Source organism: Serinicoccus shuyuelongi (assembly GCF_045032955.1).
Lineage (GTDB): Bacteria > Actinomycetota > Actinomycetes > Actinomycetales > Dermatophilaceae > Ornithinicoccus.
The window spans coordinates 1-24,106 of the sequence record NZ_JBJFZU010000013.1 but is presented as its reverse complement, the minus strand read 5'-3'; the positions used below and the strand labels follow the sequence as shown (position 1 = coordinate 24,106).

Genomic DNA, 24,106 nt, shown 5'->3' with positions numbered 1-24,106 from the left:
GTGACCAGTCGACCTTCTGCAGGACCACTGCATGGCATCCGGGTTCTCGAGCTCGGCAACTTCATCGCCGCACCGACCGCCGGTCGGCTCTTCAGCGAGTTCGGCGCCGAGGTCATCAAGGTGGAGCGTCCCCACACCGGGGACGAGCTGCGCGCCTGGCGGCGCACCGAAGGCCAGACGTCCCTGCTCTTCCGCACGATGGCACGAGGGAAGAAGTCGGTCACCGTCGACCTGCGCAGCGAGGAGGGGCGCGACCTCGTGCTGCGGATCGCGGCAACCTGCGACGTGGTGCTGGAGAACTTCCGGCCCGGGACCCTGGAACGGCTGGGACTCGGCCCCCAGCAGCTGCGACAGGCTCGTCCCGAGCTGGTCCTCGTGCGCATCAGCGGCTACGGCCAGACCGGGCCGTACCGGGACCGTCCGGGCTTCGCGAGCGTGGCTGAGGCGATGGGTGGGCTGCGTAACCTCACCGGCGACCCGGACCGGCCGCCCGTACGGGTCGGGGTGAGCATCGGTGACACGCTGGCCGGCCTGTACGGAGCCCTCGGAGCCGTGATGGCGCTGCTGCAGCGCGAGCGCGCCGACGGCACCGAGGGCGAGACGCCAGGCGGCGAGACCGTCGACGTCGCGCTCTACGAAGCGGTGTTCGGCGTGCTGGAGGACCTGGTGCCGGAGCACGACGGCTACGGACTCACGCGGACCCGGACCGGGTCGTCGCTGCCGGGCATCGTTCCGTCGAGCACCTATCCCTGTCTCGACGAGGACTGGGTGGTGATCGGCGGCAACGGCGACGCCATCTTCCGGAGGCTGATGCAGGCCGTCGGCCGCGAAGACCTCGCCGACGACCCGGACCTGGCCGACAACGCGCAGCGGGTCCACCACCGTGAGCGGATCGACCGTGCCATCGCGGACTGGACCAGGCGCCGTGGCCTCGACGAGGTGGTCGAGCGGCTGGAGGGATGCGGCGTGCCGGTGGGGCCCATCTACTCCGCCGCCGAGATCCTGCGCGATCCGCACTACTCCGAGCGGGAGATGCTGGTACGCCACCGCGTCGAGATCGATACCGGCGACGTCCGCGAGGTCACGTTCCCAGGGGTGGTCCCCAAGCTCGCCCACTCCCCCGGGAGCACGCGAGGCGTCGGCCCGGACCTGGGACAGCACACCGACGAGGTCCTCACCGGGCTGTTGGGGCTCACGCAGGCCGAGGTCGACCGCCTCCGGACGGAGGGAGTGCTGTGAGCGCCGAGAACCTGACCCGCAAGATCCTGCTCGACCACCTGCGCCAGGGCCGGCTGGAGCCCGGGACCGACATCACTCTCGACGTCGACCAGGTGCTGCTCGAGGACGCCACCGCCACGATGGCCGCCATGCAGTTCGAGCAGCTCGGCGTCGACGAGGTCGCCGTACCGCTGGCCGTCGTGTACGTCGACCACAACGTGCTGCAGATCGACGACAAGAACATGCAGGACCACCGCTACCTGCGCACCTTCTGCGCCCGCTACGGCCTGCGCTACTCCCCGGCGGGCAACGGCCTCTCCCACTACATCCACCTGGAACGCTTCGGCCGACCTGGGCACCTGCTCATCGGTGCCGACTCGCACACCACCATGGCCGGCGCGCTCGGTATGTTCGCTACCGGCGCCGGCGGTCTGGATGTCGCGGTGACCCTGGCCGGCTTCGGTGCCGAGCTCACGTGCCCGCGGGTGGTGGGCGTCGAGGTGACCGGCTCCCTGCCACCGGCCGTCGAGGCCAAGGATGTCGTCCTCGAGATCCTGCGCCGCCGCGGCGTGCGAGGGGGCCGAGGTTCGGTGTTCGAGTTCTACGGCGAGGGCCTGGCGGACCTCACGGTGACGGCGCGCGCCACCATCGCCAACATGATCGTCGAGACCGGCGCCACCGCAGCGATCTTCCCCTCCGACGAGCAGACCCGCCGCTGGCTGCAGGCGCAGCATCGACCCGCCGACTTCCGACCGCTCCAGGCGGATCCGGGAGCCGTCTATGACGAGCGAGAGATCGTCGAGCTGTCCACCCTGGAGCCCCTGGTGGCAGTCCCGCACTCGCCGGGGAACGTGGTGCCGGTGACCGAGATGGAGGGCACGGAGCTCGTGCAGGTCTGCGTGGGCTCCTCGGTCAACAGCTCCTACGAGGACCTGGCCACCGTCGCCGCGTCGCTCCGCGGCCGTTCTGTGGCCCCCGGACTCCAGGTGACCGTGACCCCGGGGTCGCGGCAGATCCTCGACACCGTCATCCGCGCCGGCGTCCACCAGGACCTGCTCGCCGCCGGGGCACGGGTCCTCGAACCCATCTGCGGCCCGTGCATCGGCATCGGCCAGGCCCCGGTCAAGGGAGAGCCGTCCCTGCGGACCTTCAACCGCAACTTCCCCGGACGCAGCGGAACCGCCGAGGACCAGGTCTACCTCTGCTCCCCCTCGACCGCGGCGGCCAGCGCGGTGACCGGCCGCATCACGGACCCCCGCGGGATGCAGCTGCCCGAGCGGCGACCAGCCGTCCCCTCCGACCCGTCCGTCGTCGACATCCACATCACCGCGCCCCTGCCCGCCGACCAGCGTCACCACGTCGACATCGAACGCGGCGACAACCTGGTGCCGCCACACCGCCCCGGGCCGCTGCCGGAGGACGTGCGCGCCAAGGTCGGGATCGTCGTGGGCGACGACATCTCCACCGGCGACATGGCGCCCGACGGAGTCATCGCCATGGCGGTCTGGTCCAACATCGCCCTGTGCGCGGAGTTCATGTTCCGACGGATCGACCCGGAGTTCCACGACCGCGTGCACGGCTGGGGCGGCGGGCTGATCATCGGTGGCCACAACTACGGCCAGGGCTCCTCCCGCGAGCACGCGGCGCTCTCCCCGTTGCACCTGGGTGTGCGGGTCGTCGCCGCCGCCAGTTTTGCCCGGATCCACCGACGCAACCTGATCGCGGTCGGCATCCTTCCCCTCGTCCTGGAGGACCCGTCCGACCGTGACCGGGCCCACGTCGGCCAGGAGTGGTCCATCCCGGGCCTGGCGGACGCTCTCCGGCAAGCCCGGGACTCGGTCACCGCCGAGACCGACGAGGGGCCGGTCCCGCTGCGCATCGACCTGTCGCCACGGGAGCGGGAGATCGCCCTCGCGGGTGGACTGCTGGACCTGCTCGCGGCGCGGTAGCCCGAGGGACGCGACCGGGGCCGGTCAACCGGTCCACTCCACGAAGAGCTGGGTCTGCATGGAGGCCGACAGCTCCTTGCCGTCGCCTCTCGTCGTGGTCACCAGGACCACAAGGGTCGTGCGGCCGACGTGCAGGGGCGTCGCCACCGCTGTCACCGTGTCCCCCACGCGCGCCGACCTGAAGAAGTTGGTCTTCCCCTCGACAGTGACCGTCGTCCGCCCCGGAGGGCAGCTGAGCAGGGCCAACGTCCCTGCGGTGTGGTCGACCAACGACATCAGCGCCCCACCGTGGAGCACGCCGTTGCGGTTGGCCAGACGCTGCGACACGGGCATCCGGTTGACCACCCGTTCCGGTCCTGCACCGGCCTCCTCGATGCCGAGGAGGTCGGAGAAGTTCGACGTGCGCGGCACCTGCTCCTCGCTGCTGACGCTCTCTTTCATCGCTGCCTCTCCTTCGTGGTCACGGCGTCTCACGCGCACCTGCGCGCCCATCGGAGACCGACACGGCCACCATTTGACGAAATGGTATGCCATTTGCCATGCTCGTCTCACACCGCAGAGAGGGATGACGTGGCACAGCCGCAGATGACGGCCCGCGCGGAGCAGCCGGGCTACCGCCGGCTCGCCGCCGCTCTCCGCGACGAGATCCGGCACCAACGGTGGGGCGAGGGTGAGGCCCTTCCCACGGACGGGGAGCTGGGTCGACGCTTCGGCGTGAGTCGGCAGACGGTCCGTCGCGCCTACCTCGACCTGGTCAACGAGGGCCTGGTCTACCGCGTCCCCGGTCGTGGCACCTTTCTGACACCCTCCCATCTGCGGTACCACCGAGCCTTCGAGACGGTGGACGACCTGCTCGCGCTCTCGCAGGACACCGAGATGGAGATCCTCCAGCCGTTGGGGGGGACCTTCGACCTGCGCGCGGGCGCGGCGCTGCAGCTGACCGGGCGCCTCATGTACGGAATGCGGTTCGTCCGCCGCCACCAGGGCACGGTGTTCTGCCACACCTCGGTCCACCTGCCCCCGGACATCGGCCTCCTCATCGAGGACGACGAGCCGTTCACAGAGGTCGGCACCCGGAGCACGCGCACGGTCATCGGCTCGCTGGCCGGACGCGGCCTCCAGATCAGCGGGGCGGAGCAGTCGATGACAGCCCACGCCGCTGACGAGACCGACGCCGAGCGGCTGGGCTGTCCGGTCGGGCACCCGTTGCTCCGCATCGAGCGGCTCTACGTCGACGCCAGTGGACGCCCGGTGGAGTGGGCGGTCTCCGACTTCGTCCCCGAGCACTACACGCACCGGCTCCACCTCGGACGTCAGGCTCGTCCTGGACCGGCACTGACGGTGGCCACGTCCCCGACGAGAGGAACGTCCCCGTGACGCCCGGAGCCCCCGTGAACCCCCTGGCCGACATCACCGTGGTCTCCCTGGAGCAGGCGGTGGCCGCGCCTTTCGCCACACGTCAGCTCGCCGACCTGGGCGCCCGTGTGATCAAGGTCGAACGGCCCGGACGAGGCGACTTCGCACGCGGCTACGACGAGACGGTCAGCGGCATGTCGAGCCACTTCGTGTGGCTCAACCGCTCGAAGGAGTCGGTGGCGCTGGACCTCAAGAGCGAGCTGGGGCTGCGCGCCGTTCGCGAGCTCGCCGCGCGGGCCGACGTGTTCGTCCAGAACCTGGCCCCGGGGGCGGCCGAACGCCTGGGCCTGGGTGCCGATGACCTGCGTGCGCACAACCCGCGGCTGATCCACGTGTCGATCTCCGGCTACGGCACGGGCGGCCCGTACACGACCAAGAAGGCATACGACCTCCTCGTCCAGTGCGAGGCCGGCTTGGTCTCGATCACCGGCACCCCAGACGACCCGTCGAAGGTCGGGATCTCGGCGGCCGACATCGCGGCGGGCATGTATGCCTACAGCGGCATCCTCACCGCCCTGATCCAGCGCGGCCGGACGGGGGAGGGTGCGACGCTCGAGATCTCCATGCTCGAGGCGCTGGGCGAGTGGATGGGGTTCCCGCTCAACTACGCCCTCTACGGAGGGGCACCACCGGCCCGTTCCGGAGCGCGGCACGCAGCGATAGCCCCCTACGGACCCTTCCGTTGCGGCGACGGCGAGCAGGTCTTCCTCGGGATCCAGAACGAGCGCGAGTGGGCGAGGTTCTGCGAGCAGGTGCTCGGCGCCCCGGACCTGGCCACCGACCCCCGCTTCGAACGGAACTCGCAGCGCGTCGACAACAGTGACGAGCTCGTGGCCGAGATCGAGCGCGCTTTCACGGACCGGACGGCCGAGCAGGCCGCCGCCCGTCTGGAGGAGGTGGGCATCGCCAACGCCCTGCTCCGCACCATGGCCTCCTTCGCCGACCACCCACAGCTGGCCGCGCGCGGTCGCTGGGCGGACTACGCCTCTCCCGTCGGGCCGCTGCGCGCCCTGATACCCCCGGCCACGCTCGAGGGCCACACCCCCGTGATGGGTCCGGTCCCCGACGTCGGCCAGCACACCGACGCCGTCCTCGCCGAGCTGGGGCTGGACCCCGACTCCTTCGCCTCCGCCGTGGACCACGACCCGGAAGGAACGCCATGACCACCGCTCGCGCCCTCGCGGACTGGGCGCTCGCCCTCGAGCCCTCCCCCGAGGACCTCGCCCTGGCCGACCGCAGCCTGCTCGACACCGTCGCCGTGGCGCTCGCTGCCGGCACCCACCCGGTGAGGCCGGTGGCGGACACCCTGGCCGACGCCTCCGGTCCCCTGCCCGGCGACGTCGCCCGCTGGGCGCTGCTTGCGCACGTCCTCGACTTCGACGACCTGCACCTGCCCTCCACCACCCACATCTCCACCGTCTGCGTGCCGGTAGCCCTGGCCCTCGCCCCGCAGGACCCGACGCTGGCTGCCCGCGCCTATCTGGCCGGCGCCGGGGTGATGGCCCGCCTCGGCACCGCCCTGGGCTGGCGGCACTACACCAGCGGCTGGCACGCCACCACCACCGCCGGTGCACCGGCCGCGGCCGTCGTGGCGGGTATCGCCCTGGGCCTCGACGCCCGGCGCATCGCGACCGCCGTCGCGCTGACCGTCCCGGCGGCCGGAGGGGTGCAGCGCGCCTTCGGCACGGACGCCAAGAGCATCCAGATCGGGATGGCCGCAGCCGCTGGGGTGCGGGCGGCCCACCTCGCCGCCGCCGGCGCTTCCGCCGACCCGCGCGCCCTCGAGGCCTGGCTCGGTCTGGTCGGGGGCCACCCCACCCATCCGTCCATCACCGACCCGGCCGGTGCCAGCGCGACGGTGCCGGGCGGCCTGGCCATCAAGGTCTACCCGGCGTGCTACGCGCTGCAACGCCCGATCGGCGCGTTGCGAGAGACCGTCGGGGGCCCTGTCGGCGCCGAGCAGGTGACCGCCATCCGACTGGCCACCCCGCGCGGTACGGTCACCCCACTGGTCCACCACGACCCGCGCACGGGGCTCGAGGGCAAGTTCAGCCTCGAGTACGCCGCCGCGACCGCGCTGCTGGACGCGCACTCCGGCTTCGCCGCGTTCGACGACGGCGCCGTCACCCGCCCGGAGGCCGCCCGGCTCGTCGACCTCACCGAGGTCACGCTGACCGAGGGCACCGGTGACGGGCTGCTCGACGGGGCCGTGGAGGTAGAGGTCGACCTCACCGACGGCACCACCCGTCGCGGGCGTCTGGACCTTCCCCCCGGCTCGCCGGACAAGCCGCCGACGGCTGAGGAGATGAGCACCAAGGTCGCCGACTGCCTGCAGTTCGGCGGCATCGGCGGCGTCAGCCCCGAGGACATCTCGTGGGCGTCCGGCGCATCCCTCCTGACCACCCACCTGGGCGCGTCCGCGCGCTGACCCGCCGGACGGCATACCCGAGACCGAGAGGAACCCCATGACCACCGTGCTCGTGGACGTGGACCAGCGCGGCGTCGCGTCCGTCACGCTCAACCGCCCTGAGGTCAACAACGCCTACGACGAGACGATGCTGCACGGGCTGCACGCCGCGATCGACGCGACCGAGGCGTCGCTGTCGAGCGGGTCACCCGTGCGCTGCGTCGTGCTACGCGGCAGGGGACGCCACTTCCAGGCGGGCGCCGACCTGCACTGGCTGAGCGCCGTGCAGGCAGGAACCCCGGAGGAGAACCTCGCGGCCTCCGAGCTGACCGGCACCGCGATACGCCGACTAAGCGCACTCGCCGTGCCGGTCGTGGCGCTCGTCCAGGGGGCCTGTCTAGGCGGCGGCACGGGAGTCCTGGCAGCGGCCGACGTCGTGCTGTGCGGCGAGGACTCCGTCTTCTCCATCGCCGAGGTGCGCTGGGGTCTGCACGCCTCGATCATCCTGCCCCAGCTCGCGGATGCCATCGGGCCGCGGCAGGTGCGCCGCTACGCCCTGGCCGGCGAGCGCTTCGACGCCGCCGAGGCGCACCGCATCGGTCTCGTCCACGACGTCGTCGCGCGGGATGCGCTCGAGGCCCGCGGCGCCGAGGTCGTCGAGGCGATCCTGGCCAGTGGACCCGGTGCCGTCACGACGACCAAGCGACTGGCGCGAGCGCTGTCCTGGACAGCTGCGGAGGACGGGTCCTTCGACCGGCTCGTAGCCGAGCACAGCACTGCCCGGCAGTCGGCCGAGGCCCACGAGGGTCTGAGCGCCTTCCTGCAGAAACGTGCACCCGCCTGGGCGCCGTCGGATCGCTGACCCGAAGTCCGAGCACACCCCTACCCCAGTGAGGCCCCATCGTGACCGTTGACGCCACCGTCGAGACCGCCCGCACCCGGACCCGGGAGGTGACCGCCCGCTTCGACGACGAGTACTGGCGCACCGCCGACCAGGAGCGTGCCTACCCGCAGGAGTTCGTCGACGCCATGGGCGCCTCGGGTCTGCTCGCCGCCATGATCCCCACCGACCACGGCGGGCTCGGCTGGGGCATCGGGGCGGCGTCGGCCGTCATGGAGGAGATCAACGCCAGCGGCGGCCACAGCGCGGCGTGTCACGCGCAGATGTACACCATGGGCGCGGTGCTCCGGCACGGCACCGAGGAGCAGAAGCGCCAGTACCTGCCCGCCATCGCCTCGGGCGACCTGCGACTGCAGGCCTTCTCGATCACGGAGGCCTCCGGCTCGGACACCTCCCGCATCGAGACGGTGGCCGAGCGCGATGGTGACGACTACGTCATCACCGGTCACAAGACATGGACGAGCCGCATCGAGGAGTCCGACCTGGCGCTCATCCTGGCCCGCACGTCTGTCCGGGGTGAGCGGCCGACCGAGGGCATGACGTTGTTCCTCGTCGACCTGCGGGAGGTGCGCGCCACGTCTCCCGAGCAGCTGGAGGTCATCCCCGTGCGCACGATGTTCAACTACGCGACCAACCAGGTGCGCTACCACGGGCTGCGGGTACCGTCCTCGGCGGTGCTGGGCACGGTCGGCAAGGGTTTCCGGCACGTCATCGACGGCTGGAACGCCGAACGGATACTGCTCGCCGCCGAGGCGGTCGGCGACTCGCGGTGGTTCGTCGACCGCGCCGTCAGCTACTCCCAGGAGCGGGAGATCTTCGGCCGGCCCCTCGCGGTCAACCAGGGGGTGCAGTTCCCGATCGCGGACGCCTACATCCGTATGCGCGCGGCCGACGGTGTCAGGTGGGAGGCCTGCGCGCTCTTCGACGCGGACCAGCCGTGCGGCGCCGAGGCCAACATGGCCAAGTGGCTGGCCGCCGAAGCGAGCTGGCAGGCGGCGAACACCTGCCTGGACACCTACGGTGGTTTTGGTTTCGTCGACACCTACGACGTGGAACGAAAGTTCCGGGAGACGCGCGTCTACGGCGTGGCTCCCGTGAGCAGCAACATGATCCGCTCCTTCATCGCTACCAAAGTCCTCGGCCTCCCCAAGTCTTACTGAAGCCTGACCTCATGAGCGATCCGTCTCGCACGGGCCCGGTCCGTAGGCTCTCCGCGGCTGCTGCTCTCTCGACACTCGGGGCGATCCCAGCCTTCCTGCTCGGCGCGCAGTTCGTCCTGATCCAGGAGGACCTGTCCCTCGACGAGCGCCATCTCGGCGTCGCGGTCGGGATCTTCTTCGCTGCTGCAGCCGTCGCATCGCTCCCGGCCGGCTCGGTGGCCGACCGCCTGGGACAGCGAGCGAGCACCCTGGTGGCGGGCGGACTCTCCTTCACCGCCGCCGTGATCGTCGCCGTCGCAGCGCGAGGGACGGCCGTCCTCCTCATGGGTGTCGGGGTCGCCGGGGTGGCCAACGCGGCCCTCCAGATGACCGCCAACGCATCGCTCGCCCGCTCGATACCGCGGCGCCGTCAGGGCCTCGCCTTCGGCATCAAGCAGTCGGCGGTGCCTCTGGCCATCCTCCTGGGCGGCTTGGCGGTGCCGGCAGTGGGCCTCCTGGTCGGCTGGCGCTGGACGTTCGGAGCTCTCGCACTGTGCGCCGTCGTGGTGATGGCCCTCGCCCTTCGGGGTGGCAGCGACCGGCCGATGACCGCATCGACCACTGCATCGGCTAGTGATGGTGCCCCGCGCGCGGCGTTGGTGCTGACAGCGGTGGCGGCCACGATGGCGAACGGCGCTGCGAACTCGTTGGGCGCTTTCTTGCCCGCGTGGACCTACAGCCTGGGGGTATCCACGGGAGCAAGTGGCCTGCTCCTCGCCCTGTGCGCCGCCGTCTGTGTCGCCGCCCGGGTTCTCTCCGGATGGGCCGGCGACAGGCGAGCGGGACGCAACATCCCCTGGGTGGCAGCCCAGATGTCCCTGGGCGCCGTCGGGTTCGTCCTCCTGGCCCAGGGCGACGTTCCGCTCGTCGTGCTCGGGGCCCTCATCGCCTTCGGCTTCGGCTGGGCCTGGCCCGGGTTGCTCATCTTCGCGGTTGTCCGAGTCGGGCGAGACCGGCCCGCTAGCGCATCCAGTGCCGTGCAGTCCGGCGGGTTCGCAGGTGGCGCCCTCGGCCCTCCGCTCTTCGGCTGGCTCATCGTGACGACGTCGTACGAGACCGGCTGGCTCGCTGCGGCCGGCCTGCTGCTCGCCGCCGCGGCGCTCCTTCTCTACTGCCGACGCCTCTTCCTTCGAGATCTGCATCGACGTCCACCGGCCGAGTAGCGAGGTGTTGCACCCTGGTCCCGGACACGCCAGGGTGAGGTCCGTGCCAGACCACCACGTCCACGCCCCGCTGGATCCGGCCGCGGTCCGGTGACCCCAGCAACCACCGGCCACCGGGTCCTCGCCACCGCCGACAGCACGGCATACGCCTCCATCCGCAGACGGCCCACCTCGCGGGCCGAGCGCTACGCCATGGGCAAGGCGCTGCGCAAGGAGGTACCCCGCAAGAGCCTGGGTGACTGGACACCCCGACCAGAGCGGCCGGACCCGGTGTCGCTGATCCAGGAGTCGCACGAAGGGCGGCGCAGCGAGCTGGTCCCGCTGCGCGTGGACCGGATGACCGCCAGCCCCTACGGCTTCCTGCGAGGCACCGCGATCGTGATGGCCGACGACGTCGCGCACCTGCCGGCGACCGGGATCATGCCGGTGATCGGCGGCGACGCACACTTCGGCAACTTCGGTTTCTACGCCTCCCCCGAGGGCGAGCTGGTGATCGACCTCAACGACTTCGACGAGGCCCACCCCGGATGCTGGGAGTGGGACCTGCGGCGTCTGGTCGCCAGCATCCATGTGGCCGGACGCGCGAACGGTCTGTCCGAGAAGCAGTGCGAGGCGGCCGTGCGGGCCTGCGTCGCGGCATACCGCAGCGAGCTGAGGTTCCTGGCCGAGCAGCCGCTGATGATGCGCTCCTACAACCGGCTCGACGTCCACCGGATGCACGAGACCGCGACCGAGAAGACCCTGCGCAAGGAGATCCACCGCTCGGTCGAGCGGGCCCGCAGGCGCACCAGCGACCGCGCCCTGCCGAAGTTCACGGCCGAGCAGGACGGACGACGGATGATCGTCGAGGACCCGCCGACGATCACCCGGGTCAGCGACGCCGAGCGGGAGGCCCTGGCCGAGGCGCTCGACGGCTACCTGATGACGCTCGCACCGCACTGGCGCCGGGTGGTCGGCGGCTACACCCTGGTCGACATCGCGCACAAGGTCGTCGGGGTCGGCAGCGTGGGGCTGCGCGCCTACGTCGCGCTGCTGGAGGGCAGCACCCCCGACGACGTGCTCTTCCTGCAGCTCAAGCAGGCCCGCCGCTCGGTCATCGCCCCCTACGTGCACGGCGACTCCGCGCTGCACGAGCACCAGGGCCAGCGGGTGGTCGAGTACCAGCAGGCGCTGCAGACGGTCAGTGACCCGCTGCTCGGGTGGGCGACCGTCGGCGACGACTACACCTACTACGTGCGCCAGTTCCGCAACAGCAAGGGCACCATCCCCCTGGACGCGATCGACGCGCCCGCCCTGACCGACTACGCGGGTATCGTCGGTCACCTGCTCGCCAAGGGCCACGCCCGCACCAGCGGGGCGTCCATGATCGCCGGGTATGTCGGGGGCTCGGACAAGGTGGACGTCGCCCTGAGCAGGTTCGCCCGGTCCTACGCCGACCAGACCGAGGCCGACCACGAGCAGCTGCTGGCGGCGGTGAAGCGCGGCGAGCTCCCCGGCTGACCTGACGGGCACAATGGTGACCATGACTGAGTCGCTCGTCCTGGGTCCGTTGCTGCGGCACGTCGACGACCGGTCCGCGGCGATCTGGGTCGAGACCGACCGGGCCGCCGTGGTGACGGTGCGCCTCGCCGACCACCCGCGGGGCCACCGTGACTGGCGCAGGTCCACCTTCGCCGTGCACGGTCACCACTACGCCCTCGTCGAGGTGGGCGACCTGAGCCCCGGGACGCGGACGGCATACCAGGTGCTGGTCGACGACGAGGTCTGCTGGCCGCTCCCGGACAGCCCGTTCCCAACGAGCACCGTGACCACCGCCTCGCCGGACGGGCCGGTGCGGCTCGCGTTCGGTTCCTGCCGCACCAGCGTCCCCCACGACGCCCTGCACCACCTCAGCCACGGCGTGGACGCGCTGCGGACCTTCGCCCTCGACGTCGCGGGCGGCGGGTCCGGCCCGCTCGGCGGGCTCCCCGACCTGCTCCTCCTGCTCGGGGACCAGGTGTATGCCGACTCCACCAGCGCCGCGATGCGCGACTTCATCGCCGCCCGGCGCGACCCGAAGGAGGGGCCGGGCACCGAGCTGGCCGACTTCGAGGAGTACGCGCACCTCTACGCCCTGGCCTGGGACGAGCCGGCCCTGCGGTGGCTGCTGTCCTGGTTGCCGTCACTGATGATCTTCGACGACCACGACGTGCGCGACGACTGGAACACCTCCGCGCGGTGGCGCGAGCAGATGGAGGCGACGACGTGGTGGCACGGCCGCATCGTCGCCGCGCTGGGGTCCTACTGGGTCTACCAGCACCTGGGCAACCTCTCCCCCGGCGCACGCGCCGCCGACCCCTTGTGGCAGGAGCTGAACCGTCGGGAGGAGCTGCACCCAGGACAGGAGGTGGACCTCACCGAGGCGGTGGACGCCTTCGCGGCCGACGCCGACGCACACCCCTCGTCCTACCGGTGGAGCTACACCCACCCGCTGGGCAGGTCCCACCTCGTCGTCCTCGACACGCGCGCCGCGCGCGAGCTGACGCCCGGCAGCCGGTCGATGCTCGACCAGACCGAGATGGCGTGGGCGGACGAGCAGCTGAGGGGAGGTCACGAGCACCTGATCGTGGCGACCTCCGTGCCGTTCCTGCTGCCCAGGGGCCTGCACCACCTCGAGTCCTGGAACGAGGCCCTGGCCGACGGCCGGTGGGGACGGCGGTTCGGCCGCGTCGGGGAGCACCTGCGCCAGGGTCTGGACCTGGAGCACTGGGGTGCCTTCAGCGGCTCCTTCGACCGGGTCGCCCGGATGGTCGACGAGGTCGCCGACGGGGAGCGTGGACCGGCACCGTCCTCGGTCATGTTCCTCTCCGGGGACGTGCACCACTCCTACATCACCGAGGTCGAACGCACCAGCGGGTCCCGGATCCTGCAGCTCGTCTGCTCTCCTATCCGCAACCCTCTCCCCCGGGCGCTAAGGGCGTTCGTGTCCTGGAGCTCGCACGCCGCCCGCCCCCTGGGCCGGGTCCTGGCCCGCTCGGCCACGGTGCCGGACCCGCGGTGGCGCTGGCACGGCGTCGCAGGACCCTGGTTCACCAACAACCTCGCGCTGGTGGAGATCGACGACGGGCACCTTCGCGCGGCCTGGGTGTCCGGCAAGGTCCTGGGCAGCGAGGACGACCACCCGCGGCTGGCCACGGTCGCCGACCTCGAGCTCGCCGTCCCACCCGTCGGCGCCGGGCACGAACCCGCCCTCGCCCACGTGCACCCCGGCGTCGTCGGTGGGGCGCGTGGCCGGATGCTCCGCCTGATCGAACGACGACGCGCCGGGAGGGACCACACCCGCTGAGCGTCAGGCGATGCCGCTCGCGACGCTGCGGACGGCCGCCATGCACCGCTCGACGTCCTCCTGGGTGGTCGACCAGTTGCTGACCGAGATCCGCAAGACTCTCTGCCCGTGCCAGGTCGAGCCGGTCATCCACGTGGTGCCGTCGGCGAGCAACCGCCGGACCACCTCGTCGGTGCGCTCGTCCGACCCGAAGCTCGCACACACCTGCGTGAACACCACGTCGTTGAGGACGGTGACCCCCGAGATGGCACGCAGGGCCTCCGCGAACGCGGTGGCGTGCATGCACAGCCGCTCGACGAGGTCGGCGACCCCCTCCCTGCCCAGGCAGCGCAGCACGGCCCACACCGGGATCGCCCGGCCCCGGCGGGAGAGCTCGGGCACCTTGTCCAGCGGTTGGCAGGTCTCGTCACGCACCAGGTATGCGCCGTGGGCCCCCATCGCCGCCTGCAGCGCCGCGGCGTCCCGCACGATGCACAGTCCGCTGTCGTAGGGCACGTTGAGCGTCTTGTGCGCGTCGGTCGCCCAGGAGTCCGCGTCCTCATAGCCCTGCACGAGATGTCGGTATGCCGGTGCGGCGCCGGCCCAGAGCCCGAAGGCACCGTCGACGTGCACCCACGCGTCGTGCCGGTGGGCGATGGCGACCGTCTCGGCGAAGGGGACGCACGCCCCGGAGTGGATGTTGCCGGCCTGCAGCACGACCAGGACCGGCCCGTCGAGGGCAAGCTCGAGGGCGTCGGCCCGGATCCGCCCCTGGTCGTCCACGTCGACGACCTCGGGGGCACCCAGGCCCAGATAGCGCAGCGCCACGTCCACCGTGTCGTGCCGCTCGGCCCCGACCAGCACCCGGACCGGAGGTCCCCCGGTGAGACCCCGGCGGGCGACGTCCCACCCTGCACGGCGCAGGACGGCGTCCCGCCCGGCGGCCAGGCCGGTGAAGTTGGCCATCGTCGCACCGGTGGTGAAGCCGACGGCGCTCTCGGTAGGCAGGCCGAGCAGGTCCAGCAGCCAGGCGCCGGCAATGTCCTCGACCGCACTGTGCGCAGGTGTCAGCGTGCGCAGCCCGCTGTTCTGGTCCCAGGCGCTGACCAACCAGTCCGCGGCGCGCGCGGCCGGGTGCGTGCCCCCGATGACGAACCCGAAGAAGCGGCCCGACGCCATCGCGGTCAGTCCGGCGTCACAGGCCTCCGCCAGCAGCGCGATGGCCTCCTCTGGCGGGCACCCGTGCTGGGGCAGGTCCGGGCCCAGCGCGGCGACCACCTCCTCGATGGTCGCCTGCGGGGGCACGGGTCGGTGCTCCAGCGAGTCCAGCCAACTCGTGGCGTGCTCATGCGCGACGTCCAGCGCCCGGGTGTAGGGGTCCATCGCCGGAGTCTCCTCCTACGAGGGGTCCGTGAACAGGGTCTTAGGGACCGCATCGCAGGGACCTCCTCCAGCGACCCCCCGGGGTCGAGCTGCGGCAGTGCGTCGTTCTGACCTGGCCCGTGACAAACCGGTGGTCGTCCACTACCTTGAAATCAGCTCTTCGTGTCCCGTTCCTGGCCCAGCCCACGCGGCTGCAATCGGCGGGTCTACTGGTTGCGGCAGCCAGTCAGGCACACCACTCGTGTTTCTCACCCTGACTCCGCAACATTAGCGAAGGGCTTCCTTGTGGCTACTGACGTCCGACTAGATGACGATCCCACCGAATCCTGGGTAACCATCGACGGCCAAGTTCTCAACATAGCCGGTTCCGACCTGATCCTGAGTTCGACAGAACGGCGAGGTACGCACGGTGGGCAGTTTCGCCGCGCCTTGGTGCACGACACCAACGACGGCCTAACGGTCAACTTCGCTCACGACTACACGGGTGGGGTGAAGATCAACGGCGCTTCCCTGAACTTGAAAGTTGTCAGCCAAGGGCAGAAGTCGGAACTGCCAAAGGCCGGAAATGCGGGCGACCTGGTGCTCACCAGAAACGTCACAAGCATCGAGGGCGGAGCCGTCGTGGGTGAAAGCTTCACCCTGTGGCTCTGCACCGGAAGCCCTGCTCAGACGCGGCGCCTGAACGCCGCCGCCTCGTGGTTGCCGATATCCACCGGCGAAGCGGTGGTCGGCACCAGCGAGTGAGACCTGGATGCTCTCGATGCACGCCTCGAAGCCACCCCTGATGCCAGAGGCACATCTGACGACGCACGTGATGGAACCCCAGGAGAGAGGTCTCAATGTAATCGTTACGCGACTTGGGTTTGTTGTTCGGCCTGCCTGAAGGCGACCCGGCCGACGCAGGGGCGGGCGCCCCTTGGGCGGAGAGTACGCGCTTGGCCTTGGTCGGCAAACTTCTAGCGCCGATCAGCAACGGAAACGAGCGGACATCATTGCGCGCCATGCTCCGCCGAGTTACCGACGCCCGACCGCCTATAGGACTACAGGCCGAAGTGATTGGGGCACGTGTGGGTCGTGAACCATTCGCACCAACGGTTCGCATTCAGTCAGGCAGTGGCCTGGTTCTCTCGACACGCATCCATATCTTCAAGCCCGACAGCCTGGTGGAGATATGGCGAGGCGAGAACTACGGCGCCTCAGGAGTCGAGGTGTCCACCCCGCTGCACTCAGCGGGTGAGTTCGATCTGGCAGTACGCCGAGTAGGGATAGAAGGCGCGGGCCTACGGAAAGTGTCCACGAGCTTCCGCGTGCGCATGGTGGCCGCATCCCAGCCACCGGTGGATCCGCCCCCGGTCGACCCACCTCCGCCTCCACCGCAGCTCTTCATCGAGGTGGAGCACGCATCCGGTGGTGGGTTCACTGTGCGTGGCTCCGGCTTCCTCCCGAGGTCCCGCGTATATCTCGCAGTCGGTGATGGGACGCTGACGACCCCAGACCTGTACTTCACCGCGACCTCTGACGAGAACGGCCAGTTTGTCGGGCTCGAGACAGGGAACATCTGCCAACCCGGGGGCCGCCGGATCTTCGTGGCCAACGATGGGCGTCTTCATGCAGGGCGTCAGGTGACGAGCAACCCTGTCGAGATGACGTGCCCCTACTAGCCGGAGATGTCTGACGCTTGTCGCGCAGGTGGCGGTCTCGCTGTGAGGCGCTAGCACGGCGCGATGGTCACGCCCTCGCTCACAGAGTCCACCTCGATGCTGTCGCCGATGAGACGGACGGCCCTCTCGGAGCCGACGTCGACGCAGGTGGCCTTCTCCTCGCTCGGTGTCGTCGCCGCGGGGAACCACAGTGTCAGGGTCGCGAGAAGGACCAGCAACGCCCCTGCGCTGACCAGACGAAGTCCCCGAACAAGATGCCGACGGACCACGACGGACTGCTCCTCCAGCGCCGCGAGATAGCGACCGTGGAGGCCGGCGATCGAGCCCGTCTGAATCGTCGTCGCTTCGCCGGCATCTCCGTAGGCCGCCCGGTAGAGCAGGTAGGTCCCGGCGGCAAGGAGCAGATAGGCGACGGTGACGACGACAGCGATGCCCCAGCGCCCGACCTGGGAGACGTCGGCGATACTCTCCGGACCCTTGAGGATCGCGACGACCGCGACGAGGGCGGTCAACGTCGACGAGATCCCCAGCCAGCTCTTCGCCAGCTGCCGCGCGCTCTTCAGGACGGTGACCCTGTGGGACTGCAGCTTCTGTTCCGTGTCCAGGTCATCGAGCGTCACCTCCGGGCCTTGCTCGTCGGAACGGTCCCTCATGGACTGCGCCACCGGATGACCCAGCTGGCACCGCACCCCGAGGTGTCACTGCCACTGTGCGAGCGGCCGCACCTGCACTCGAACGGCACGTCCGGGTCCACCTCCACCTTCACTGGCACCGTCCTGGCAGACCGCCCGAACAGCCTGTCCCACCCGGGGACGGTCAGGTCCGAGACGTCGCCACCGGCGGCCAGGTCTGGCAGCTGGACGATGCCCTTTGCCGAGCGGCTGTTGCGCAGGGACGGGCCACCGCACCGCGGACAGGGACCGGCAACGATCCGTTGGTCCTCGTGGGCGGTGAAGGTGTAGGCGCCGAGATCGATAGCGGCACCGCCCACCACCTCACGGAAGAAGGGCACGTCGTCCTCATGCGGTTCATCTGCTTCACGATCGGCATCGCACATACAGGGCCTCCACGGGGACAGACCAGCACGACCACGGTGACTACGCCGCCAGTCTGGCAGGTCTTGACGTCCCGTGGGGTGCCACTGCGGGCGGAGGCATCCCACCGATGAGCAGGGGCGCCGGTGGATGAACCACCGGCGCCCCTGCTCATCGGACGGCGATCAGGGCTGGAACAGCTCCTCGATCGCTCGGCGCACCTCTTCGGGGATCCGCAGCTCGCCACCGAGCAGGGTCACCTGCGAGGGATCGCGCTCGGTCAGCGCGAGGCCGGTCACCGTAGGCAGGTTCTCCGCCCTGGTCAACAGCATCGGGCTCCCGTGCAGGCCGGCCAGGGCGCCGCCGGAGAGGGCGTCCGCATACTCCTGCCCGGAGGCCACGAACTCGCGGCCGGTAGGCGTCAGCTGTTCGGCGACCGCCCCTGCGGTCTTGTACCGGTCCTTACCGGCCAACCGCTCCACGGTGCCGGCGTAGCTCTTCAGCTCGTCGAACACCGAGTCGTCGATCGCCACGTCCCCGCCCAGCAGCACGATCCGCTCCGGAGCCAGTGCCGTCAGCGCCTGCACCGTGGCCGTCGGCAGGCCATCGGGCCTGGTGAGGAGGATCGGGTCGGCGCCCTGGCCGGCGAGCGGACCCGCGGACAGGGAGTCCGCGAACTCGCGGCCGGAGGCGACGTAGACCGTGTCGACGTCGTCGGCGACGAACAGTTCGTGCGCCAGCTCTGCAGCTGTGCCGTAGCGGTCCTTCCCAGAGACGCGCGAGACCTGCGCCCCGGTCAACGAGTCGACCTGGTCCAGGACGGTGTCGCTGATCGCCTGCGTCCCACCGAGGACGACGACGGTCGTCGGGGACAGCTCCGCCAAGGCCGTCGCGGTGGGGCCAGGCAGCTGCCCCGCCCTGGTGAGGAGGACCGGAGCACCGTCCCGGACCGCGGGGGCAACGCCGCTCAGGGCGTCCGGGAACTGCTGCCCACTGGCCAGGTAGACCGTGTCGACGTCCCCGAACTCGAGGGCGGTCGCCGCCGCGGTGGCGTAGCGGTTCTTACCGGCGATCCGGTCGACCTCCACCGGCGCGGGCTCGACCGGCTCGGGCAGCCCGACGGCGCGGTGCACCTCCTGCTCCACGGTGCTGCCGGCGGAGTCCTGGGCGCTCATCCGAAGCGACAGCGTGCCGTCGTTCGACTCCGGGACGTCCTCGGGCAGATCGCCCGCGAACCGTCCGTTCTCGAGCTCGCGCAGGTTCTCGATCGGGCTCCAGCTCGTCCCGCCGTCGTAAGAGATGTCCAACGTGGCGTCCGACAGGATCGGGGACTGCGACGCACCGTTCTGGTGCCCCACCGTGAACTCGACGGTGGCCGGCTCCCCGGTCGGCGAGGCCGGACGCAGCCTGTTCTGCAGGTCGACGTCGAGGTCGTAGTCGACGGTCAGCAGCGGCTCGATCCGCGTCTGGCCGTCCGCCGGACGGGACGACTCGTAGGTCCAGGCCGAGATGGTGTGCGTCGACAGCTCGGCCCACGGGGCGTGGTTGTCGACCTCGTACTCGAGGCGGTACTCCTCCGCGTCGGGCGGCAGGTCCAGGCGACCGTTGGCGTAGTCGCTCTCGATCAGCAGCTCACCGTCTGCCAGCAGCCTCATCGCGACGTCGAACCCGTCGTCGAAGTACGAGGCCGACCCCTCGGAGGTGTTTCCCTCGCCGTCGACGAAGGCAGCCAGGCGGATGTCCAGGAAGTCCTCGGTCCGCACCATCGAGCGCTCCGGCCACAGGCCGGGCCGCAACGGTCCCTCCAACCAGGACCGCTCGACACGCTCCCCGGGGGTGAAGGCCTGCGGCTGGTTGCTCAGGGTGATCTGCGCCCGCGGGTCGCTCGGCCACAGGTAGTTGTACTGGTCCTCGGGGGTGGTGATCCCTTGGATGTACTCCACCTCGGGGTCGGCCACGTAGTAGTCCACCCGCTCGCGCGGCCCGCCCACCGTCGGTGTCGGGAAGCTGATGGCGAAGTTCTCCCCCACCCGCTGGGCATACCATGCCTCGGTCAGGGTCACCTCGGTGCTCAGCTGGCTGTGGAACCCGTTGGTCACCGCGGCGAGCTCATCGGTGTCGAGCACATACTCCAGGTCTGCCGGGATGGCGCCTTCCTCGGTCAGCCGCAGGTTGTACCGGTACGGGCTGGCGGGCTCGCCGGTGGCAAGAACCGTGACCGGTCCCTGACCCAGCAGCTCCAGCAGACCGGTCCCCTCGGTGTTCGAGAGCCGCACCGTGGGCACCTCCAGCAGCATGCCGGCAGGACCAGGGTCGGGGTCCGAGCCTGCGGTGTCGTGGTAGACCGCGACCATCGCCGCTCCCGCCGCGGCCGCGTTGGTGGACTGCTCACCCGCGGAGAGGGCATCGGAGCTGCGGACGAGCGCGAGGGCACCGGTCAGGTCGGCTCCGGCCACCTCCTCCGGCGTCGCCGTCCCCACGTCGATGACCGGCAGCGAGTGCTCTCCCTCGAGTCGCGGGAACTGCCAGCTGTGGTCACTGAAGTAGTAGGGGTCGTAGTAGTAGGGGTCCAGGGACAGCGACTCGTTGCCGTCAACGTCGAGGGTGACGTCCGGGGCCTCCAGCGTCCACTGGGTGTATGCCGACAGCTCGCCCAGCTGCACGTCCTCGGTCGGCTGCATGTACAGGCGTGACTCGATCATGGTCCGCGGGGGGATGAACTGCCCGTGCGTGGTCGCCACCCCGTCCTCGGTGACCCGGTCCAGGCTGACGTGCAGCGCGGAGCCGGTCGCGGGCCGCGTCTCGTGCTCGGGGGTCTCGATCTGGACCTCCACCGCGTCCCTGGCGTCCAGGGTGAGCGTGGAGGGACCGTCGATCGAGATCTCCGGGTCCACCACGAGCGAGGTGTTGAGGACGTACTCGTCGTAGGCCGGCGGTGTCGTGGAGGACTGGTCCTCGGGCATGGTGTTCACGACACCGGAGATCGAGTAGGTGCCCGGCTCCAGCCGGATGCAGTTGCTCACCGCCCAGGAGTCGGTCGAGCACGAGGTGTCCCCCGTGCCCCAGTTGCGGGTGGCCGACACGCTCCCGTCCTCCACGTCGAGCACCCTGAAGCTGCCCTGCGCCGGACGGCCGTCACGGGCGATGCCCTCGACCACGACGTCATAGCGCTCGGGCTCCTTGTAGTAGCTGAGCGGGGTGGACAGGGTCTCCCCCGACCCCGAGGTCGCGACCACAGCGCCGCTGAACTGGCCCGTGCCGGGGGCGGTGGTGTCGAGGGTGACCGTCGCGGTCGCGCTCTCTCCCGCCGGCACCGTCAGGCTCGTCGGGTTGACGGCGACAGCGTCCTCGTGAGCCGGCTCCCCCTCGACGTTGCGTGCGCTGGCCACCAGGTCCAGGGTCAAGGGCTCCTCCCCCAGGTTGCGGTAGGTCACTGTCTCCTCCACCTGCACCTGCTCGTGCGGGAAGTCGTAGCTCCCCAGGTGCAGGGCGACCGGGTCGGCGACGGCCTCACCGTCCAGCGCGCTGGGCACGTCGACCCGGCCGGCGCCCTGGTCCAGCACCCTGAGGTCCTCGTTGGGCACCGCAGTGCCGACGAGCATCGCCCTGAGCTCCATACCGGTGAGCTCCGGCCGTGCCTGCGCCAGCAGGGCAGCCGCCCCCGCCACGTGCGGCGCCGCCATGGACGTCCCGGACATCGCGGTGTAGTGCTCGTCGATCGGGAACCCGGCCGACGTCCCGGTGGCCCTGGCGGCCACGATGTCGACACCGGGGCCCGTGATCTCCGGCTTGACCGCGTTGTCGCCGAATCGAGGCCCGCGGCTGGAGAAGTAGGCGATGTCCTCGTTCCGGTCCACCGCCCCGACGGTCAAGGCCAGGTCTGCGGTGCCGGGTGAGGTGACGGTGCCCTCCCCGGGACCGTCGTTGCCGGCCGCGATCACGAACAGCGTGCCGTGCTCCTCGACGAGGGCGTTGACGGCCATGCTCGCGGGGTCGGTCCCGTCGGTGTAGAGGCCCCTGACCCCGAGGCTCATGTTCACGACGTCGGCGCCCTGCTCGGCCGCCCACTCCATGCCCTCGATCAGACCGCTGGTGGTGCCGTTGCCGAAGTCGTCCAGCACCTTGCCGTTGAGGAGGCTGGCTCCGGGGGCGACGCCGACGGACCGTCCGTCTGATGCCGCCCCGGTCCCTGCGACGGTGGCGGCGACGTGCGTCCCGTGACCCCAGTTGTCGTTCGTGGTGTCCGCGTCGGTGAAGTTCTCGCTGGCGACCACCTGGCCGGCCAGGTCCGGGTGCTGCTCGTCGATGCCGGTGTCGAGCACCGCGACGGTGACCCCGCTGCCGTCATACCCCTGCTCCCACGCCACCGGCGCACCGATCTGGGGGACGCTGTGCTCCAGCATCGACTCGATGGGGTAGTCCAACCAGATCTTGTCGAGCCCTGTCAGCGGGCTCTGGCCGCTGTCATTGCCCCGGGCCAGCTGCTCGAGTGCCGTCGCCAGGTCCGCGGTGCCCTTGTCCGTGTCCACCGTGACACCCAGACCGTTGAGGCTCTCCAGCTCGTGGGCGTCCGCGTCGACGGCCCGGGCGGCCGCCGGCACCGACGCCCCCTCCTCGTAGGTGAGGATGAGCGGCACCGAGTCCATCCGGGCGTCGGTGTATCCGGCCTCGACCAGGTCACTGACGTTGAACAGTGCGGGGTCGAGTCGCTCCGGGATCAGCGGCATCAGGCCGTTGGGGACGACATACAGGTCATCGCCCTCGTGGTGGGTCCAGAACCCGCTCGCCGTGCCGTCGGCTCCGGGCAGGATGCTGGCCAGCTGCTGGCCGTCCGGTCCGGTCGTCACCTGCACCCTGTCCCCCGTGAGCAGGGTGACGGTGTCGGCCTCCCCCGATGCGCCTGCGGCTGCGCCGGACGCTGGGATGAGGTCGGTCGCCGTCGCCGCGGCGAGGGTCGATCCGCCGGATTCCTGCGCCACGGTCGCGAGCGGAGACAGGATCAGCGGCGTCGCCAGAGCGCCGTAGGCCAGTCGTCGCACTCCGGGCAGGCGTCGCCGCGCCGCGTGGGCAGGCTGATGTGGCATTGAGGCTCCTCGGTCGTTTAAGGGATAGCTCATTCGAGTCCGGCGCCACGGGCATGTCAATGCTTTGGTATGGCGTACGCTCGCCATGTCGACAACTCGCCATCCGACCAGGGGGTACCCAGCGTGGCGGAGCACAAGGACTTCCTGCTCGGTGGGCTCGGCGTGTCCGAGACGGAGGAAGTGACCTACCGCGCCCTGGTGCGGAGCGGCCCCTCGACGCTGGCCACGCTGGCGGAGCGGGCGAAGCTGTCCAGGGAGTCGCTACGCCGGATGCTGCCGAGCCTGGAAGAGCTGGGCCTGGTCAGCAGGCTGCCCGGCCGGCCACTGCGACTCACCGCGACACCCCCGGGAGTGGCGCTCGATGCGTTGGCTGCCCGCCGTCAGGACGAGGTGGCCTCCAGCCGCGCCGCGGCCGGCGTGCTGGTGGCCGAGGCGGCCGTCGCCACCGCCGAACGCCCCGAGGAGCTCCTGGAGGTGATCACCGGAGGGGACGCGATCGCCCAGCGGTTCTACCAGCTGCACGAGGCGGCGCAGCACCAGGTGCTGGGCCTGGTCAAGCCACCGTTCGCCATCGACACGGCCCGACCGAACGTGACCCAGGAAGCCGCGATGCGCCGGGGCGTCACCGTGAGGTGCGTCTACTGCCCCACCTCCTTCGAGTCACCGAGCATGCTCGCCAACGTGCAGCGCGCGACGGCCCACGGAGAGATCGCCCGCATCGCCGACATCCCGACCAAGCTGACGGTGATCGACGCCAAGTTCGCCCTGCTCCCCCTGACCTCCCGCTCCGTCACCGTCGACAGCGCCCTGATCGTGCACTCCAGTGCCCTGCTGGATGCCCTGATCGCCCTGTTCGAGGTCCTGTGGCGCACCGCCGCACCCCTCGACCTCGCCACGGCGACTCCCGAGGCGACCGGCCCTGACACCCTGGAGCACGACATGGTCTCGCTGCTGGCCACGGGTATGCAGGACGAGGCGGTGGCCCGCCAGCTCGGCGTCAGCACCCGCACGCTCCAACGCAAGCTGCAGACCCTCTTCGACCAGCTGGACAGCCGCACCCGGTTCCAGGCCGGCTTTCGAGCAGCAACTCGGCAGCAGCAGCGCGGGAGCTAGCCCTTCGCTGAGCATCCGTACGTTCGCGCCGATCATTCGGACCCAGCGGGTTCTACCGAATCCTCAGCAGGCGAGGTTCTGGTTGCCACCACCGGGGCTTGACCTCGAAACCTGGGCAGCCTGTTTACAAGACTACCGAGCGAAGCCGGGACTGCTGCACCGATAGGTGACAGTGGTTAGTCACGCAGCCTGGTCGGCTGGTGTCGTCATGATGGTCTCGTACTCGATGGGGGTCAACCGGCCAAGAGCGGCTTGTCGTCGGCGGCGGTGGTAG

Annotated in this window: 17 protein-coding genes; 12 read left to right on the top strand and 5 right to left on the bottom strand. The window is 70.5% G+C overall.

What is annotated here, in order from left to right:
* A complete protein-coding gene (locus tag ACI3EY_RS14885) occupies positions 1-1,239 on the top strand; it encodes a CaiB/BaiF CoA transferase family protein (RefSeq protein WP_405040933.1) in 1,239 nt (412 codons plus the stop codon).
* Positions 1,236-3,167, top strand: a complete 1,932-nt coding sequence (locus tag ACI3EY_RS14880; RefSeq protein WP_405040932.1) for an aconitate hydratase — start codon at positions 1,236-1,238, stop codon at positions 3,165-3,167. The genes ACI3EY_RS14885 and ACI3EY_RS14880 overlap by 4 nt, the downstream gene beginning before the upstream one ends.
* Positions 3,168-3,191: 24 nt before the next feature.
* Here ACI3EY_RS14880 and ACI3EY_RS14875 read toward each other — a convergent pair whose 3' ends face one another.
* Entirely contained in the window at positions 3,192-3,608 is a 417-nt protein-coding gene (locus tag ACI3EY_RS14875) for a PaaI family thioesterase (protein WP_405040931.1), read from the bottom strand.
* A gap of 129 nt (positions 3,609-3,737) precedes the next feature.
* On the opposite strand from ACI3EY_RS14875, the gene ACI3EY_RS14870 reads away from it, so the two are divergent.
* From ACI3EY_RS14870 to ACI3EY_RS14835, 8 genes are all read left to right on the top strand, one after another.
* Positions 3,738-4,544 (top strand): GntR family transcriptional regulator, encoded by an 807-nt coding sequence (locus tag ACI3EY_RS14870; RefSeq protein WP_405040930.1) that lies wholly within the window; start codon positions 3,738-3,740, stop codon positions 4,542-4,544.
* Positions 4,545-4,558: 14 nt separating this feature from the next.
* Positions 4,559-5,746 (top strand): CaiB/BaiF CoA transferase family protein, encoded by a 1,188-nt coding sequence (locus ACI3EY_RS14865; protein ID WP_405040929.1) that lies wholly within the window; start codon positions 4,559-4,561, stop codon positions 5,744-5,746.
* Complete coding sequence (locus tag ACI3EY_RS14860; RefSeq protein ID WP_405040928.1) at positions 5,743-7,011, top strand: MmgE/PrpD family protein; 1,269 nt, start codon at positions 5,743-5,745, stop codon at positions 7,009-7,011. The genes ACI3EY_RS14865 and ACI3EY_RS14860 overlap by 4 nt, the downstream gene beginning before the upstream one ends.
* 37 nt (positions 7,012-7,048) lie before the next feature.
* A complete protein-coding gene (locus tag ACI3EY_RS14855) occupies positions 7,049-7,852 on the top strand; it encodes an enoyl-CoA hydratase-related protein (RefSeq protein WP_405040927.1) in 804 nt (267 codons plus the stop codon).
* Positions 7,853-7,893: 41 nt separating this feature from the next.
* On the top strand, positions 7,894-9,051 hold the full coding sequence (locus ACI3EY_RS14850) for an acyl-CoA dehydrogenase family protein (protein ID WP_405040926.1): 1,158 nt from the start codon (positions 7,894-7,896) through the stop codon (positions 9,049-9,051).
* A gap of 11 nt (positions 9,052-9,062) precedes the next feature.
* The gene (locus ACI3EY_RS14845) at positions 9,063-10,253 is read left to right on the top strand and encodes an MFS transporter (RefSeq protein WP_405040925.1); all 1,191 of its coding nucleotides are present in this window, start codon (positions 9,063-9,065) and stop codon (positions 10,251-10,253) included.
* Between the two features lie 90 nt (positions 10,254-10,343).
* The gene (locus tag ACI3EY_RS14840; RefSeq protein WP_405040924.1) at positions 10,344-11,753 is read left to right on the top strand and encodes a DUF2252 domain-containing protein; all 1,410 of its coding nucleotides are present in this window, start codon (positions 10,344-10,346) and stop codon (positions 11,751-11,753) included.
* A gap of 22 nt (positions 11,754-11,775) precedes the next feature.
* Positions 11,776-13,578, top strand: a complete 1,803-nt coding sequence (locus tag ACI3EY_RS14835; protein WP_405040923.1) for a DUF7800 domain-containing protein — start codon at positions 11,776-11,778, stop codon at positions 13,576-13,578.
* A 3-nt stretch (positions 13,579-13,581) separates the two neighbouring features.
* Here ACI3EY_RS14835 and ACI3EY_RS14830 read toward each other — a convergent pair whose 3' ends face one another.
* The gene (locus tag ACI3EY_RS14830; RefSeq protein ID WP_405040922.1) at positions 13,582-14,940 is read right to left on the bottom strand and encodes a pyridoxal phosphate-dependent decarboxylase family protein; all 1,359 of its coding nucleotides are present in this window, start codon (positions 14,938-14,940) and stop codon (positions 13,582-13,584) included.
* A gap of 285 nt (positions 14,941-15,225) precedes the next feature.
* Between ACI3EY_RS14830 and ACI3EY_RS14825 the strand changes: the two genes are divergently transcribed.
* Positions 15,226-15,684, top strand: a complete 459-nt coding sequence (locus tag ACI3EY_RS14825) for a hypothetical protein (protein ID WP_405040921.1) — start codon at positions 15,226-15,228, stop codon at positions 15,682-15,684.
* 967 nt (positions 15,685-16,651) lie between these two features.
* Here the strand turns inward: ACI3EY_RS14825 and ACI3EY_RS14820 are convergent.
* The 3 genes from ACI3EY_RS14820 to ACI3EY_RS14810 form a co-directional block, all read right to left on the bottom strand.
* Positions 16,652-17,266 carry a hypothetical protein gene (locus ACI3EY_RS14820; protein WP_405040920.1) on the bottom strand — a complete coding sequence of 205 codons (615 nt, stop codon included), beginning with the start codon at positions 17,264-17,266 and terminating at the stop codon, positions 16,652-16,654.
* On the bottom strand, positions 17,251-17,658 hold the full coding sequence (locus ACI3EY_RS14815) for a hypothetical protein (RefSeq protein WP_405040919.1): 408 nt from the start codon (positions 17,656-17,658) through the stop codon (positions 17,251-17,253). Before ACI3EY_RS14815 ends, ACI3EY_RS14820 begins: the two co-directional genes overlap by 16 nt.
* Positions 17,659-17,820: 162 nt before the next feature.
* Positions 17,821-22,719, bottom strand: a complete 4,899-nt coding sequence (locus ACI3EY_RS14810; RefSeq protein WP_405040918.1) for a S8 family serine peptidase — start codon at positions 22,717-22,719, stop codon at positions 17,821-17,823.
* Positions 22,720-22,842: 123 nt separating this feature from the next.
* Here ACI3EY_RS14810 and ACI3EY_RS14805 point away from each other — a divergent pair, with 123 nt between their 5' ends.
* Positions 22,843-23,832, top strand: coding sequence for a helix-turn-helix domain-containing protein (locus ACI3EY_RS14805; RefSeq protein WP_405040917.1), 990 nt, complete (start codon positions 22,843-22,845; stop codon positions 23,830-23,832).
* Positions 23,833-24,106: the final 274 nt, after the last annotated feature.